A 15,975-nucleotide genomic window follows, 5' to 3' on the forward strand; every position below is an offset into this window, starting at 1 on the left:
ATGGAAGATCATTCATTAGAAAAAAAATACAATAAATTTATTGTTGCGGTTTCAATTATTATCCCGGTTGTTGTAGCAATCCTTTTTGGAATTAAATTAAAAGATTTCGGAATTAACGTTGAACCGCTTTCATTTCTGCCTCCAATTTATGCAACTACAAATGGTATTACAGCCATTGTTTTAGTATGGGCTGTAATTGCTGTTAAAAACGGAAAACTTAAATTACACGAACGATTAATGACTTTTGCGATTGCATTGTCTGTGGCGTTTTTAGTAATGTACGTTGCGTATCACATGACTTCAGATTCGACTAAATTTGGCGGTGAAGGAATTATACGTTATGTGTATTTCTTTATTTTATTAACTCATATTTTATTGTCTATAGCAATTATCCCATTAGTATTGATTACTTATGTTAGAGCACTTGCGCAAAGATTCGACAGACATAAAAAAATAGCTAAAATTACTTTTCCGCTTTGGTTGTATGTTGCGGTTACAGGAGTTGTGGTTTATTTAATGATTTCTCCTTACTATGTATACTAAAAGTAAAATATCAAATTTTCAAGCTCTAAATTCCAAATTGAAAAAATTGGTTTTTGGAATTTGTATTTTCTTAATTGGAATTTCAGCAAATGCTCAGTGTGCAATGTGCCGTGCTGCGCTTGCAGGAGATTCAAACGTTAAAAAAGCAGAAGCAGTAAACGATGGAATCGTTTTTTTAATGATAATCCCATATTTGCTGGTAGCGATAATTGGGTATCTAATTTATAGAATGTACCAATCGAAAAAGAAAAAGGCAGAATAATTATTCTGCCTTTTTTTATTTTAATCCGTTTACAGAAACATTTACAGTTCCATTTATTTTGATAAAAGCTATAATCGCCTGATTGGTTAACTGAATTTTGTCAAACTGAATATCTTCCATTTTTCCGTTTACAAAAACACCTGGCATTGGCGAATAGTTTTTAAGATAAGATGCCATGCTTTTTTTGCCTTCTTCTAAATTAGGCTGGATAGAATAGCGGCAGCTTTCTTCCATTTTTCTTAAAACATAACCTTGTGCAAGCCAGTTTGCAGTTCGCATTAATTTGCTTTTGGTGTCAAGAACATAGTCGAGTTTGTCAAAATAAATTTCTTTTGTCTGCGCATTATACTGCGGAATTCCGTTTAAATACAATGTTCCGTTTATAGATCCTAAAACATCAAGAGCAATAATCATTTTTCCGTTTTTATGCCAGATTGAAACATTTTTTACGGTCACTTTTTTACTTCCTGATCCAAATTCCTGTCCGGCAAAATTCTTAGTCATGATTTTTGAAGCGTCAACATAACTTGAAATGGCGGCAATATTGGCAGAAATCTGATTTGGAATTTTAGTAACAGGTTTAAGAATAATTTTATTAGAATTGAATTTAGATTCCGGTTGTTTGCCAACTATAGTTTCCATGTTGCATTTCATTCCCATTTCAAGTAAGAATGAATCATTTTTGAGCTTTGCATTTGTCGAATAAATTTCAACAGGAACAATTCTCAGCCAGCTTTCATAAGTGTCGCTCATTTGAAACGGCGTGCAGATTTTTTCTAAAGCCGATAAAACATTTGGTTTAAAATCCATTGATTTTTCAATTGCTTCATCAATTTTATGTTCCAGTTTCGATTTAAAAATTGAAATTGCGGGATTAATCAAATATGTAATCGGCATGTTTTTTCCAAAAACAGTCATTGTTGGACTTTCGCTCCAGTCTAAAGATTTGAATTCCGTTTTAGTATTTAATTTCCAATTGGTTAAAGCCACATCGCTGGATAATGTAATAACTCCGTTTAAGTTAAACTCGCGGGTGTCGTAAAGTTCAACTCCAAGTTTTTTCGTGCCAATTCGGTATTTAATATTAGCTTTTAAAGGAAGAATCGTTTTGATTTTTTTATCTGGATTAGCCGGATCATTTTGGATTTTTATAGGTGCCTGTTTCCAGATTTTCATTTGAATATCGTCATCTTCAATATCGTTATCCTCATAAATCAATCCGTTTAGAATTGCATTGGTTTGATTTTCAATGTCATTTAATTTAACTGTAATAGGCAGATTAATAAATGACGGGCTTGCGTCGTAAACTAAAGGACTTGCATCATCTGGCTCTGGCTTAAGTGTTTCTAACTTTTGTGTTGTTGAACAGCTTAATAACACCGCAGATACCGCAAACATTGAGATTTTCGAAAAAAACTTCATAATTATGATTTTTTTAAAGTCAAGCAAAATTAAGAAAACAATTAAATTATTCTCATAAAGTGTAACATTTGATAATAACCACCGTCTTATTTAAAAACTATGATAAAATTATTAACGTTTTGTTATCATAATTTACTTATAAAAAATATTATTATTGTTTTAAAAATTTAACAATATCATGATCGAAATCAAAGATTTGCACAAATCCTATAAAATGGGAAGTTCGGAGCTGCATGTGTTGAAAGGAATAAATTTTAATATTGCCGAAGGTGAATTAGTAGCCATTATGGGATCATCGGGATCTGGAAAATCTACGCTTCTTAACATTTTAGGAATTCTTGATGAGGCCGATTCTGGTAGTTATATTTTAGATAAAACCCCAATTAAAAAACTGAACGAAACTTTAGCTTCAAAATACAGAAACAAATTTCTGGGTTTTGTTTTTCAGTCTTTCAATTTAATAAATTATAAATCTGCATTAGACAACGTTGCAATGCCTTTGTATTATCAAGGTGTAAAGAGAAAAGAACGTTATGAAATTGCAATGAAATATCTTGAAAAAGTAGGTTTAGGATCGCATTCTCATCACTTGCCTAACGAACTTTCTGGAGGGCAGAAACAACGTGTGGCGATTGCAAGAGCATTGGCATCTAATCCAAAAGTTTTGCTTGCAGATGAGCCTACAGGAGCCTTAGATACAAAAACTTCTTATGAGGTTATGGAACTTATTCAAGGAATTAATGACGAAGGCAAAACGATTTTAATCGTTACACACGAACCAGATATTGCCGCAATGTGCAAGAGAAATGTTGTCCTGAAAGATGGATTAATCATCGATGATAAATTAGTAGAACAAGTTAGAGCTTCATCTTATGTTTAATATTGAGCGCTGGCAGGAAATATTTGAAGCCATTTCTAAAAACCGACTGCGAACATTTCTAACAGGAATTTCGGTAGCATCGGGGATTTTTATTTTGGTGATTTTGCTTGGAGCCGGAAAAGGGCTTCAAAATGGTATTGAAAAACAATTTGAGAGAGATGCTGCCGGAATTATCGAAGTCTGGTCTGGTACAACTACAAAAGAATATAAAGGATTGAATCCAGGAAGACAGGTTCAGTTTCGAAATAGTGATTACAATCAGTCTACTCAAAAATTTGAAGATAAATTAGATTTAAGAGCTTCAACACAAAATTATTGGGGGCAATCTTTTTCTTATGGAAAAGAATCAGGAAGTTATCAGTTTAGAGGTGTAGATCCTGATTATGGAGGCATCGAAAACCTAACAATAGTTCAGGGGCGTTATGTAAATAGTAAAGATTTGCAGAACAACGAGAAGGTTGCGGTTATTGGAATGAAATTAAAGAATGATTTGCTTAAAGATAAAGATGCGATAGGCGAAGAAATTTTAATTAACAATATCAGTTTTAAAGTCATTGGTGTTTTTACAGATCCGGGAGGAGAAAGAGAAGAAACCAGAGCGTACCTGCCTTTAACAACAGTGCAGAGAACTTTTGGAGGCGGAGATAAAATCAGCAATTTGTTTTTTACTTTAAAAAAGACAAGCAATTATGATGAAGCTTTGGCTCAATCAGAAAAATTTACACAGGATTTAAAAGATCTATTAAAGAGCAAAAATATGGTTGCTCCTGATGATGATGGCGGAGTAGGAGTTTATAATTCTGTTAAAGATGCAAAGCAGTTTTATGATTTAAATCTTTACATCAGGTTATTTTTCTGGTGGGTTGGTATTTGTACCATTATTGCCGGAGTTGTTGGTGTAAGTAACATCATGCTGATTATTGTAAAAGAAAGAACAAAAGAAATTGGAATTCGTAAAGCTCTAGGAGCTTCTCCATTTTCGATTATTGCTATGATACTTCACGAATCAATTTTTATTACCACCATAGCAGGATTTGTCGGGCTTTTGGCAAGTCTGCTGTTATTAGAATTTGTTGGACCGATGGTTCAGAGTGAATATTTTAGAAATCCAGAAGTAGATTTCAGCGTGGCATTAACAACACTATTTTTACTTGTGTTTGCAGGTGCTCTTGCGGGATTTTTCCCAGCATACAGAGCTGCCAAAATTAAACCTATTGTAGCACTTAGAGACGAATAATTATGTTTAAAAAAGATAATTGGGACGAGATTTTACAGGCCTTAACGGCTAACCCATTCAGAACTATTCTGACGGCTTTTGGTGTTTTTTGGGGAATTTTCATTTTGGTGATATTACTTGCAGCAGGTAATGGTCTGGAAAATGGTATTAAAAAAGGATTTGACGGTATTGCCACAAACACTATGTTTATGTGGAGCCAGACAACATCAAAAGCTTATAAAGGACTTCCTAAAACCCGTCGTTACGATTTTAGAAACAGTGATGTTACAGCATTAAAAGCAGCAATACCAGATTTGTTATATGTTTCGCCAAGAAACCAATTGGGCGATTTTAACGGAACAAATAATGTAGTTCGAGGCACAAAAACTTCGGCTTTTACGATTTATGGAGATTATCCGGAGCTGATTAAGCAGCAGCCAATGGATATTATAAAAGGACGTTTTGTAAATCAGCAGGATATTCTGGAAAAACGAAAAGTTGCCGTAATTGGTAAAGGAGTTATCAGTGAATTGTATGGAAAAGAAGAAGAATCTGTCGGCACTTATATTAAAATCAACGGTATAAATTTTATGGTTGTCGGGGTTTACAAATCCAAACAGCAGGGCGGAAATGCAGAACAGGAACAAAAAAATATTTTTATTCCGTTTACCACTTTTCAGCAGGCATTTAATTATGGTGATAAAGTAGGGTGGATGGCGCTTACAGCTAGAGATGAAACTTCGATAACAGAATTGAAACCGAAGATTTTAGAAATTATAAAAGCACTGCATTCTGTAAATCCTACAGATGACAGAGCGGTTGGAAATTTTGACTTGTACGAACAGTTCAATAAAGTACAGAGTTTGTTTAATATTCTAAAAATCATTGCTTACTTCGTAGGAACATTAGTTTTGATTTCTGGAGTAATCGGAATTTCAAACATTATGCTGATTGTAGTAAAAGAGCGTACCAAAGAAATTGGAATTAGAAGAGCTTTGGGAGCGACACCGGCTGCAATTAGAGGACAGATTTTATCTGAATCTATTTTCTTAACAATCATTTCAGGAATGTTAGGAATTGCTGTAGCAACCGGAATCATTGCGATTTTAAATATGGTATTGGACTCAATGCCGCCAGGAAACGATACCATGTTTGCCAATCCAAGTGTTGATTTGGGAGTTGTATTTGTAGCCTTAATAATATTAGTAGGATCAGGTTTGCTCGCAGGATTTATTCCGGCGCAGACCGCAATTAATGTGAAGCCTGTAGATGCTTTGCGAACAGAATAAATTATCAATCAAAAAAATAATCGATTAAACCGAAAACAAAATGAAAAAAGGAGTAACCGTAACCATTTTAATTTTAATTGCTGTAGTGTTTTTTGGCGCACTTTACTATTTGTATGCGAAGAATCAGGAATCACCAATTGTTTTTAAAACGGAGAAAGCAGAAATCAAAACAATAGTAAAAAATACAATTGCTACTGGTAATATTCAGCCTGATGAAGAGGTACTAATCAAACCGAACATTTCAGGTATTATTGAGCAGGTTTACATTAAAGCCGGAGAAAAAATCAAAGCCGGTGATATGATTGCTAAAATTAGAGTTGTAGCCAATGTATCTAATGTAAGCAGTACTCAAAATCAAGTACAAACTGCTAAAATTGCTTTAGACAATCAGGAGAAAATTTATCAAAGACAAAAAACACTTTTTGAAAAAGATGTAATTTCTGCCAATGATTTTGATGCAGCTCAATTAGCTTACAAACAAGCCAAACAAAACTATGCATCAGCATTACAAAGTTTAGATATTGTAAAAACAGGAACAACTTCCTCTTTAGGAAGTTATGCGAATACTTTGATTCGTTCTACAGTAAACGGAATGGTTTTACAGGTTCCGGTAAAAGTAGGAAATCAGGTTATTGAGAGTAATAACTTTAATGAAGGAACTACAATAGCAAGCGTTGCCGATGTGGGAAGAATGATTTTTATTGGAAAAATTGACGAATCTGAAGTGGGGAAAATCAAAGAAAAAATGCCAATTGAAATTACTGTCGGAGCTATCGAAAACAAAAAATTTGAAGCAGTTCTTACTGATATTGCACCAAAAGGAGTTACAGAAAACGGAGCAATTCAGTTTGAAATAAAAGCTAGATTAGAAAATAGAGACGAAACATTTATTAGAGCCGGATTAAGTGCAAATGCTTCTATTATTCTTGAAAAAGCTGATAAAGTTATGGCTATAAAAGAATCATTAGTGCAATTTGACAAAAAAACTCAAAAACCGTATGTAGAAGTTGAAACTACACCTCAGAAATTTGAAAGAAGAGATCTAGTTTTAGGTGTAAGCGACGGAATCTACGTTCAAGTAAAAAGCGGGATCAAAAACACAGATAAAATTAAAATCTGGAATCAGGGTTTGATCGATGAAAAAGAGAAAAAATAATTGAAATCTTAAAGAGTTTTTTGGTTTTAAAAAATGTTAAATTTGCGCAGTATCGACTGCGCCATCAATCAAAATATATGAAAATAAATAAATATAATAGTCTTGTTTTTGCCATGCTGTTCGGTTTTGGATTATCGGGCCAGGCACAAACAAAACAATGGACTTTAGAAGAATGTGTGAGATACGCATTAGATAACAATATCACAATTAAGCTGTCTGAACTTGATGTAAAAACAGCAGATATCGATAAAAGAGGTGCTTTGGGAAGTTATCTGCCAACAGTAAACGGAAATGCTTCGCACTCTTGGAATATTGGTTTGAACGTTAACCCGGTTACCAACATTGCGACTACACAAACCACGCAGTATTCTTCATTAGGTGTAAATGCTAATGTTGATATTTACAAAGGTCTGCAAAATCAAAATGCATATAGAAGAGCTTCACTTTCTATTGTAGCGTCAAAATATCAATTGTTGAAAATGCAGGAAGATATTTCTCTGAACGTAGCCAACGCTTTCCTGCAGATTTTATCTAACAAAGAAAATTTAAAAGTAAGAATAGAACAATTAGCTATTGACGAAAAACGTCTTGCACGTTCTGAGGAAATGGTTAATGCCGGAACAATTCCCCGTGGTGATTTATTTGATTTAAAAGCTACTGTTGCAACAGATAAGCAAAATATCACAGTTTCTGAAAACAATTTACTGATTTCAAAATTGAGTTTAGCACAGCTTTTACAATTAAAAGAGTTTGCTGATTTTGATGTAGTAGATGATACAAATGCCAAGGATGAAAATAATATCATGGCACAATCGCCAATTGATATTTACAATAAAGCAAAGGAAATTAGAACGGAATTGAAATTAGCACAGACTAATTTGGAAATTGCCGAAAAAAATGTTTCAATTGCAAAAGGAGCTTATCAGCCAACTTTAAGAGGATTCTATTCTTTCAGCACAAGTGCAAGTTACAGTGACCGACTAATTGGAGCTGATCCAGCAGGAAATCCAATTTACGTTGGTCCAGATCCAGTTTTAACTCAGTTTAGTGATAATAAAGGACACAATTTCGGATTTCAGTTAAGTGTGCCAATCTTTAATGGTTTCTCTGCCAGAAACAATGTTGAAAGAAACAAAGTAAGTTTGGAAAAATCTAAAATAGATTTGGAACAAAAAAGCTTAGATTTGCAGCGTAACGTTTATACTGCTTTTACAGATGCAAAAGGTGCTTTAAATACCTATGAATCTGCAACAGTTTCTTTAGAAGCAAGACAGCAGGCCTATAATTATGCTAAAGAAAAGTACGATGTTGGTTTAATGAATTCATTTGATTTTACACAAGCACAAACTTTGCTTACAAATGCACAATCAGACGTTATTAGAACGAAATACGATTACATGTTTAAAATTAAAATACTTGAATTCTATTTCGGAATTCCAATTGTTCCAGTTATTACAAAATAATTTATTATGTCAAAAAAAATAGTTTACTTCTCAGTTGGCGGGGCATTAGTTCTAATTGCATTATTAGTAAGTCTTTCTAAGGCAGGAGTAATAGGAAACAAAGATGAAGGAAAAGAAGTAGAAACTTCAAAAGTAACAGCTTCTACAATCGTTGAAACTGTATCGGCGACTGGAAAAATCCAGCCGGAAATAGAAGTAAAACTTTCATCAATGGTTTCCGGTGAAATTATTGCGTTAAATGTAAAAGAAGGGCAGGTTGTAAAAAAAGGAGATTTATTAGTAAAAATAAATCCTGATTTATATACTTCAGGACTAGAAAGATCTGTAGCAAATTTATCTGGAACAAAAGCCGGATTAGTACAATCTGAAGCCAGTTTTAAAGAAGCTAAAGCCAATTACGAACGTAATAAAACATTATACGACAAAGGAGTAATTTCAAAGTCAGACTGGGATAAAGCTATTTCGACATACGAAGTTGCCAAAGCAACAAAACAAAATGCGTACTATAATGTTCAAAGTGCTTCGGCATCTGTAACAGAAGCCAGAGATAATTTAGGACGTACCACAATTTATGCTCCTGCCGATGGTACTATTTCTGTATTGAATGTAGAATTAGGAGAGCGTGTTTTAGGAACACAGCAAATGGCCGGAACAGAACTTTTAAGAGTTGCCAATCTTAACAACATGGAAGTTGAAGTTGATGTTAATGAAAATGATATCGTAAAAATTAAAATTGGAGACGAAGCAAATGTTGAAGTTGATGCTTACCTTAAAAAGAAATTTAAAGGAGTAGTAACCAGTATTTCTAATTCTGCCAGCACAACCTTAACATCAGATCAGGTTACAAACTTTAAAGTTAAAGTTCGTATTTTAAAAGAATCGTATCAGGATTTATTAGAAGGAAAACCAGATGCTTATTCGCCTTTTAGACCTGGAATGACAGCAACAGTAGATATTATTACCACAACTAAAAACAATGTTTTGGCAGTACCAATTAGTTCTGTAGTTGTAAAATCTGATACAACAGCTGTTAAAGATTTTAAAGTTGACGATCCAAACGAGAAAAAAACAACTCCAAAAAGCGATAAGAAATTTGAGTGTGTTTTTGTAAAAGTAGGTGATAAAGCTAAAATCAGAATTATTAAAACCGGAATTCAGGATGATACGAATATCGAAGTAATGTCTGGATTAAAATCTGGAGATGTAGTAATTACAGGACCTTATACAACCGTTTCTAAAGAACTAAATTCTGGAGATAAAGTTAAACTTAAAAAAGCTGACGCTCCTAAAAAATAAATAAGATATATTTGTCAGGCTGAGCAGAATCAAGTTTTCTCTCAGCCTGAAATAATTAATTTTAAAATCATACACATTGTCTTTTATTCTCAATATCGAAACAGCAACCAAAAATTGTTCAGTATCAATTGCAAAAAATGGAGAAACTATTCTTTGTAAAGAAATTGCAGAAGAAGGATATTCGCACGCCGAAAAACTTCATGTTTTTATTGAAGAAGCTATTGCAGAATCCGGAGTTTCAATTCAGGATTTAAATGCAGTTGCAGTAAGCCAGGGGCCAGGTTCTTATACCGGGTTACGAATTGGCGTTTCGGCAGCAAAAGGATTGTGTTATGCATTAAATATCCCTTTAATTGCGGTAGATACTTTGCAGACTCTGGCCTCTAAAGCTAAAATTTCTGAAGGAAAAATTATTCCGATGCTTGATGCCAGAAGGATGGAAGTTTACAGCGAAATTTTTAATGCAGATTTAGAAGTAGAAAGAACAATTCAGGCAGAAATTATTACAGAAGATTCTTTTGCAGCATATAAAGAAACACTTTATTTCGTAGGAGATTGTGCCGAGAAATGCAAACCTGTTTTGACTAAAGATAACTTAGTGTTTTTAGAAGAAATCAAATACCCTTCGGCAAATGAAATGAGTAAAATCAGTTACGATAAGTATCAAAAAAGCGACACTGTTGATGTCGCTTACTTTGAACCTTATTATTTAAAAGATTTTATGATGACACTGCCTAAAAAGCAGTAATCCATTTTTATTTTTGAAGTGTAAAAGGCTGAACAGAAATTCCTGCCTGATCTAAAGCTGTTTTACAATCTTCGAGCGTTTCAGAAAAAACAGCTCCATAATTAGCATTCTTCGCCCACGGACGTACTGCAAAATCTACAGAACTTGCCGATAAATTTTTAACAAAAACTTCCGGAGCAGGCTTTTGAAGCACTTTTGGATTTTTGTTTAAAACCTCCAAAAGAATATCTTTTGCTTTTTTAATATCAGAATCATAAGAAACTGAAAAAGTTAAATCAGCTCTTCTTTCTCCCTGCATAGAGTAATTAATAATTGTTCCGTTTGACAAAGCTCCATTTGGCACAAAAACGGTCTGATTGTTTCCGGTAAGCATTTTGGTAACAAAAATTTGAATTTCCAGCACCGTTGCTATAACGCCTTGAGCTTCGATCGTATCGCCAACTTTAAAAGGCTTAAAAACGATAATTAACATACCGCCGGCAAAATTAGAAAGCGATCCCTGCAGTGATAAACCAACTGCAAGACCCATAGCACCTAAAATGGCTACGAATGAAGAAGTCTCGATTCCGAGGTTTGAAATAAAGGTTACAAATAATAAAATTCGTAAAGCCCATAGTAAAATATCAGCAAGAAATTTGGTCAATGTTGGATCCAGATTTCTCTTTTCCATTATTTTTCTAATAATTCTGTTGATGAATTTTATGGCATATAAACCAACAAATAAAACTAGAAATGCTGAGATTAATTTTGGCGAATAATCAATTAAAAGATTAATAAATTTCGCCGCGTAACTGCTTAATTGTTCAGGATTGATGTACATTATTTTAATTAAAAAAACCTTCTCAATAGAGAAGGTGTATTGATTGCTGCAAATATAAAATAATTATCTTTTAAATCAGAAACTACTTATTTTTCTGACTCTTCAGAATCAAAATCGGTTACAGCATCTTCGCTTACGTCTACAACAGTTTCTGTAACAAGTTCATAATCAGAATTGGTGTTTTCTGACAGGACTTCTTTTATAGAATCAAATACATCGCTGATTAAATCGGCAGCATTTTCAAGTATAGGTTCTGCTGCGTCTTTAATTTCTTCAACAGTAGTTTCTGCCTGTGCAGCAAAATCGGTAGTTTTTTCTTTTGCAGAGCCAAATAAATTGGTAAAAAATGAAGTTAATCCCATCGTTTTGATTTGGTTGGTTTAGAATACAATATTAATTGTTTTTCGAGAATTACAATTAAATTTTAGAATAATTAATTGATAGCGAATTAGTTTGGTTTAATTTTAAACACATAGAAACAAAGGCTTCAGCGGAGCATAATATTTATAGCATAATTTATTTCCATGCATGAAAAGCTCCAGAGGAGCGGCATATTTTAAATAATACATGTTTCGCTCGCTCCGCTGGAGCATTTATTGCTAAATAGTCTTGATGTCTCTATGTGTTAATACCTTTCAATAATTATTCCTAAATAAAAAAGCGCCTCGATTGAGACGCTTTCTATAATGTATTAAATGTTTTATGCATTCAAAGCTTCAACTTTAATAGCTTCATCATTCAGCATACTTTTCAGCATATTTTCGATTCCGCTTTTTAAAGTAAATGTTGATGAAGGACAACCGCTGCAAGCTCCTTGTAAAATCACTTTTACGGTTTTGTCATCTTCATTATAAGAATCAAATGCAATATTTCCTCCATCAGCCGCAACTGCTGGTTTTACATATTCTTCTAATATGTTGATAATCTGCTGAGAAGTTACATCCAGTTTGTCAAAAGCTTCGTCTTTTGTAACATCATTTTTAGTTGCAGTCTGAATTAAGCTTTCATCTAAAACAGTTCCTCCGTTTTCAATAAATTGTTTTATGAATGTTCTTAATTCTAAGGTAATTTCCTGCCAGTCGTTGATTTCGTATTTGGTTACAGAAATATAATTTTCATCAATAAATACTTCTTTTACATAAGGAAATTTAAATAATTCCTGAGCCAATGGAGAAGAAGCAGTCTGATCGATATTTTTGTATTCAACCGCATTTCTGGTCAACATTCTGCTTACTACAAATTTTAAAGCCGCAGGGTTTGGAGTTGTTTCTCCATAAACTGTAATAGGCTGTTTTTTAGCTTTATTTTCGTCAACTTTTATAATAACGCCGCCTTTGTCTACAAATGATGTAATTTGTTCTGCAACGGCATCTTTTACATCGTCCCAGTCTACAATGCTGTATCTTTCGATTGCAATGAAGTTTCCTGAAATATAAACTGTTTTTACAAACGGAAGATAGAACAATTGCTGTGCTAAAGGAGATGCTTGTGCTTCGTCAATGTTTTTAAATTCAAAGCTTTGATTTTGAGTGATAAAATCTTCAAATTCGAACTTTAATATCGTTGGATTTTGAGTTTCTTTTATAGTGATTTTTGTCATGGCAGTAATTTTTTGCAAATTTACTAAAGTTATTTTCTACTTATGGCTATATTTGATTTTTTAATAAAATAATTAAGACTCTTTTCAAATAATTCGTACGAAATTAATAAGAGAGCAAAAATTATATAAACTAACTAACCATCATGAAATTAAAAATCAAGTTTTTATTTGTTTTTTTAATTACTTCGTTCTTTACCTATTCACAAGAAGGAATTCCTGTTTATTCAGATTATTTATCGGACAACTATTACTTAATTCACCCTTCAATGGCGGGTGCCGCTAACTGTGCAAAAATCAGGTTAACAGCAAGAAAACAATGGTTTGGGCAGGAAGATGCACCGTCGCTTCAAACTTTAAGTTTTAATGGTAGAGTAGGAGAGCGTTCTGGTGCCGGAATTATTGTTTTTAATGATAAAAACGGTTACCATTCAGAAAAAGGAGTAAAGCTTACGTATGCTCATCATATTATGTTTTCGAGAGACGAACTCGATTTAAATCAGCTTTCTTTTGGTATCAGCGGGGGATTGATTCAGAGTCAGTTAGATGAAACTAAATTCGGAAATGTTTTCGATCCTATTGTTTTTGGTTCCATTCAAAAAGATTCTTATTTCAATTTAGATATTGGAGCATCGTATAATTTTCTTGATTTTTATGCACATGCCACGGTTCAGGGAGTTCTTGAAACAAGAAGAGAGCTGTATACAGATTATGAAAGTGACAATTTGAGAAAGTTTCTTTTTAGTGCCGGATATGTGTTTGGAAAAAGAGATAAAATTACCTGGGAACCTTCAATTTTATTTCAATATTTTGATCAGACCAAACAAAAGTCTATCGACTTGAATTTAAAAGCGTACAAGAATATGGATTTTGGAAGTTTGTGGGCTGCATTATCGTATAGAAGAAGTTTTGATGGAGCACAGTATAGTTCAGGGAGCGGTGTTTCGTCTCAAAAATTGCAATACATTACGCCAATAGTAGGCGTTAATTTTAAAAACTTTATGTTTGCCTATACTTATTCTCAAGTTACTGGAGATGTAAAATTTGATACTGGCGGTTATCACCAGATTACTTTAGGAATTAATTTATTTTGCAGGAAAGAGCGTTACGATTGTAATTGCCCTGCAGTTAATTAAAAAAATATTATGGTTATAAAATCTGTAAACGGAAAAGCACCTTCTATACCAGAAGATTGCTATGTTGCTGAAAATGCAACAATTGTCGGCGATGTTTCTTTTGGAGATTCTTGCAGCGTGTGGTTTAATGCTGTGGTTCGCGGAGATGTTCACTTTATTAAGATAGGAAACAAAGTAAACATTCAGGATGGAGCCGTAATTCATTGCACTTATCAAAAACACCCAACTATTATAGGAAACAATGTTTCAATTGGTCATAATGCGATTGTTCACGGATGCACGATTCATGACAATGTATTGATAGGAATGGGCGCTATTGTAATGGATAACTGCGTTGTTGAAAGTAATTCGATTATTGCAGCCGGAGCAGTTTTAACTCAAAATACTGTTGTTCCTTCGGGGACTATTTTTGCAGGTGTTCCAGCTAAAAAAGTAAAAGACATTGACCAATCTGATTTTGCAGGTGAAATCGAACGTATTTCGAACAATTATGTAATGTATTCAGGATGGTTTAAAAACGAAGAATAAAATACAAATTCCAAATTCCAATAGTATTAATGCTTTATTGGAATTTGGTTCCGATAGCTATCGGGATTATTTTGAAGTTTTTATAAACTTATAAATTGATTTTCTCGAAGAAAGCATTTTTATAGCTTTCGCTTATTGGAATTCGTTTGTCGCTGATTAAAACTTTATTTTTTTGAATTGATTTTACATGTTTTATATTGATGATGTAAGACCTGTGAATTCGCGAAAATCCTTTGTTTGAAAGCAGATTTTCCAGTTTTATTAAGCTGATTAAAGTCAGTGTAAATTTATTGTCTGTAGTGTATATTTTTACGTAATCTTTTAAACCTTCGATAAATAATATATCCGAAAAATTCATTTTTACATTTTCATATTCCGCTCTAACAAACATAAAATCCTGTTCAACTTCTGGAGTCGGAACATTTTCTGAAACGGCCTGAACAGGAGCAGCGGGATTATTAATTTGCTGCGCTCGCACAACCGATTTTAAAAAGCGATGAAACGGAATTGGTTTTACTAAATAATCAACAGCACCCAAATTAAAGCCTTCTACAGCATAATCAGAATAAGCAGTTGTAAAGATTACTAAAGGCTTTTTTTCGATAGTATTTATAAACTCAATTCCAGAAAAATGAGGCATTTGGATATCCAGAAAAATCAAATCAATATTGTTCTGATTGATAAATGAAACGGCATCAATAGCGTTATTAAAAGTATTGACTAATTCGAGTGAATCTACTTTTTTGACAAAATCTTCTAATAGTTCAACTGCTAAAGGTTCATCATCTATAATTACACATTTCATCTGTTGGAAATTAAGTTTTAAATTGTTTTGGCAGTCAAAAGTAGTTTTAAACCAGTAAATTAAGTTTTAAAATTATCATAAAATACTGGTTGTTTCTAAAATTAACCGTTTACCGTAATGGTTTTGGTTAATGTATATCCGTCAGTTAAATTTCCAGTCAGTGTTGCCAATTCACTTGAAAGACTGTCTGAGAAAACATTATCTTTTGTGTTCGAAGTATCAGCTTGACCATGAGCTGCATAATTAGTGCTCGAATATACTTCGCTGGAAATGTTTTCAGGAAAAGCAATCTGAGTTACTAATAAAGACGAACCGCTGCTTGATAAAACTTCAACATGCACGTGAGGAGCTCTGCCTTGATACCAGCCAGGGTAAATAGATATAAATGAAACTTCGCCGCTTGCATTTGTAGTTTGTCTTCCTCTTAAAAAATGAACCGAAGTATAATCAGTCTGCTGCATTTGTGTACCGCCGTATTCAGAATAATTTCCATCTTTATCACAATGCCATACATCTACTAAAACATTAGAAAGAGGTGCACAATCATTGTTTTTATTTTCAATTTTTAAATTGATAAGAAGCGCAACTCCCACGCGGTCTGATTTTATATTTTCTAAGACCAGCTGACTTGGTGTTTTGATAGGAAATGGACCTTTTGTTTCTGCGGGAGAAACAACACAGCTTCCGTCTCCAGACGAATTTGTGTCTGAGTCATCATTGTCGCTTTTAGAACAGGATTCTAATAATTTAGAAGCACCTGCCAAAGCAGTAATGCCTAAAAGACCATTTCGGATAAATTTTTTTCTGTCCATAA

The 15,975-nt window shown here is 33.4% G+C and carries 17 protein-coding genes; 11 read left to right on the top strand and 6 right to left on the bottom strand.

All coding sequences use genetic code 11. The annotated features are described in order from the left end of the window. On the top strand, positions 1-543 hold the full coding sequence (locus ACTJIW_RS12545; RefSeq protein WP_012023740.1) for a DUF420 domain-containing protein: 543 nt from the start codon (positions 1-3) through the stop codon (positions 541-543). After that, positions 533-805, top strand: a complete 273-nt coding sequence (locus tag ACTJIW_RS12550) for a hypothetical protein (RefSeq protein ID WP_440714486.1) — start codon at positions 533-535, stop codon at positions 803-805. The genes ACTJIW_RS12545 and ACTJIW_RS12550 overlap by 11 nt, the downstream gene beginning before the upstream one ends. 15 nt (positions 806-820) lie before the next feature. Here the strand turns inward: ACTJIW_RS12550 and ACTJIW_RS12555 are convergent, their stop codons facing one another. Continuing rightward, complete coding sequence (locus tag ACTJIW_RS12555) at positions 821-2,227, bottom strand: DUF4403 family protein (RefSeq protein ID WP_440714485.1); 1,407 nt, start codon at positions 2,225-2,227, stop codon at positions 821-823. Positions 2,228-2,405: 178 nt separating this feature from the next. Here ACTJIW_RS12555 and ACTJIW_RS12560 point away from each other — a divergent pair, with 178 nt between their 5' ends. The 7 genes from ACTJIW_RS12560 (at position 2,406) to tsaB (ending at position 10,275) form a co-directional block, all read left to right on the top strand. Then, positions 2,406-3,107, top strand: coding sequence for an ABC transporter ATP-binding protein (locus ACTJIW_RS12560; protein ID WP_012023743.1), 702 nt, complete (start codon positions 2,406-2,408; stop codon positions 3,105-3,107). Continuing rightward, positions 3,100-4,344 carry an ABC transporter permease gene (locus ACTJIW_RS12565; RefSeq protein ID WP_012023744.1) on the top strand — a complete coding sequence of 415 codons (1,245 nt, stop codon included), beginning with the start codon at positions 3,100-3,102 and terminating at the stop codon, positions 4,342-4,344. Before ACTJIW_RS12560 ends, ACTJIW_RS12565 begins: the two co-directional genes overlap by 8 nt. Before the next feature lie 2 nt (positions 4,345-4,346). Then, positions 4,347-5,612, top strand: a complete 1,266-nt coding sequence (locus tag ACTJIW_RS12570) for an ABC transporter permease (RefSeq protein WP_440714484.1) — start codon at positions 4,347-4,349, stop codon at positions 5,610-5,612. Positions 5,613-5,652: 40 nt separating this feature from the next. Next, on the top strand, positions 5,653-6,768 hold the full coding sequence (locus ACTJIW_RS12575; RefSeq protein WP_012023746.1) for an efflux RND transporter periplasmic adaptor subunit: 1,116 nt from the start codon (positions 5,653-5,655) through the stop codon (positions 6,766-6,768). A gap of 77 nt (positions 6,769-6,845) precedes the next feature. Further along, the gene (locus tag ACTJIW_RS12580) at positions 6,846-8,231 is read left to right on the top strand and encodes a TolC family protein (protein ID WP_440714483.1); all 1,386 of its coding nucleotides are present in this window, start codon (positions 6,846-6,848) and stop codon (positions 8,229-8,231) included. 6 nt (positions 8,232-8,237) lie between these two features. After that, entirely contained in the window at positions 8,238-9,527 is a 1,290-nt protein-coding gene (locus tag ACTJIW_RS12585; protein ID WP_012023748.1) for an efflux RND transporter periplasmic adaptor subunit, read from the top strand. Between the two features lie 76 nt (positions 9,528-9,603). Next, complete coding sequence (gene tsaB / locus ACTJIW_RS12590) at positions 9,604-10,275, top strand: tRNA (adenosine(37)-N6)-threonylcarbamoyltransferase complex dimerization subunit type 1 TsaB (protein WP_440714482.1); 672 nt, start codon at positions 9,604-9,606, stop codon at positions 10,273-10,275. 7 nt (positions 10,276-10,282) lie between these two features. Here the strand turns inward: tsaB and ACTJIW_RS12595 are convergent, their stop codons facing one another. The 3 genes from ACTJIW_RS12595 to ACTJIW_RS12605 all read right to left on the bottom strand — a co-directional run bounded on the left by ACTJIW_RS12595 (position 10,283) and on the right by ACTJIW_RS12605 (position 12,695). Then, positions 10,283-11,095 carry a mechanosensitive ion channel family protein gene (locus ACTJIW_RS12595; protein ID WP_012023750.1) on the bottom strand — a complete coding sequence of 271 codons (813 nt, stop codon included), beginning with the start codon at positions 11,093-11,095 and terminating at the stop codon, positions 10,283-10,285. Positions 11,096-11,181: 86 nt separating this feature from the next. Next, on the bottom strand, positions 11,182-11,457 hold the full coding sequence (locus ACTJIW_RS12600) for a hypothetical protein (protein WP_012023751.1): 276 nt from the start codon (positions 11,455-11,457) through the stop codon (positions 11,182-11,184). Between the two features lie 338 nt (positions 11,458-11,795). After that, a complete protein-coding gene (locus ACTJIW_RS12605) occupies positions 11,796-12,695 on the bottom strand; it encodes a NifU family protein (RefSeq protein WP_012023752.1) in 900 nt (299 codons plus the stop codon). Between the two features lie 143 nt (positions 12,696-12,838). On the opposite strand from ACTJIW_RS12605, the gene ACTJIW_RS12610 reads away from it, so the two are divergent. Together ACTJIW_RS12610 and ACTJIW_RS12615 are read left to right on the top strand one after the other, a co-directional pair. After that, on the top strand, positions 12,839-13,828 hold the full coding sequence (locus ACTJIW_RS12610; protein WP_440714481.1) for a PorP/SprF family type IX secretion system membrane protein: 990 nt from the start codon (positions 12,839-12,841) through the stop codon (positions 13,826-13,828). A gap of 9 nt (positions 13,829-13,837) precedes the next feature. After that, on the top strand, positions 13,838-14,356 hold the full coding sequence (locus ACTJIW_RS12615) for a gamma carbonic anhydrase family protein (protein ID WP_121362295.1): 519 nt from the start codon (positions 13,838-13,840) through the stop codon (positions 14,354-14,356). An 88-nt stretch (positions 14,357-14,444) separates the two neighbouring features. Here the strand turns inward: ACTJIW_RS12615 and ACTJIW_RS12620 are convergent, their stop codons facing one another. Next, positions 14,445-15,161 carry a LytR/AlgR family response regulator transcription factor gene (locus ACTJIW_RS12620; protein WP_274252359.1) on the bottom strand — a complete coding sequence of 239 codons (717 nt, stop codon included), beginning with the start codon at positions 15,159-15,161 and terminating at the stop codon, positions 14,445-14,447. Positions 15,162-15,262: 101 nt separating this feature from the next. Continuing rightward, a complete protein-coding gene (locus ACTJIW_RS12625) occupies positions 15,263-15,973 on the bottom strand; it encodes a dioxygenase family protein (RefSeq protein ID WP_012023756.1) in 711 nt (236 codons plus the stop codon). Between the last annotated feature and the right edge of the window lie 2 nt (positions 15,974-15,975).

Source organism: Flavobacterium sp. 22659 (genome assembly GCF_052044235.1).
Classification (GTDB): Bacteria; Bacteroidota; Bacteroidia; order Flavobacteriales; family Flavobacteriaceae; genus Flavobacterium; species Flavobacterium johnsoniae.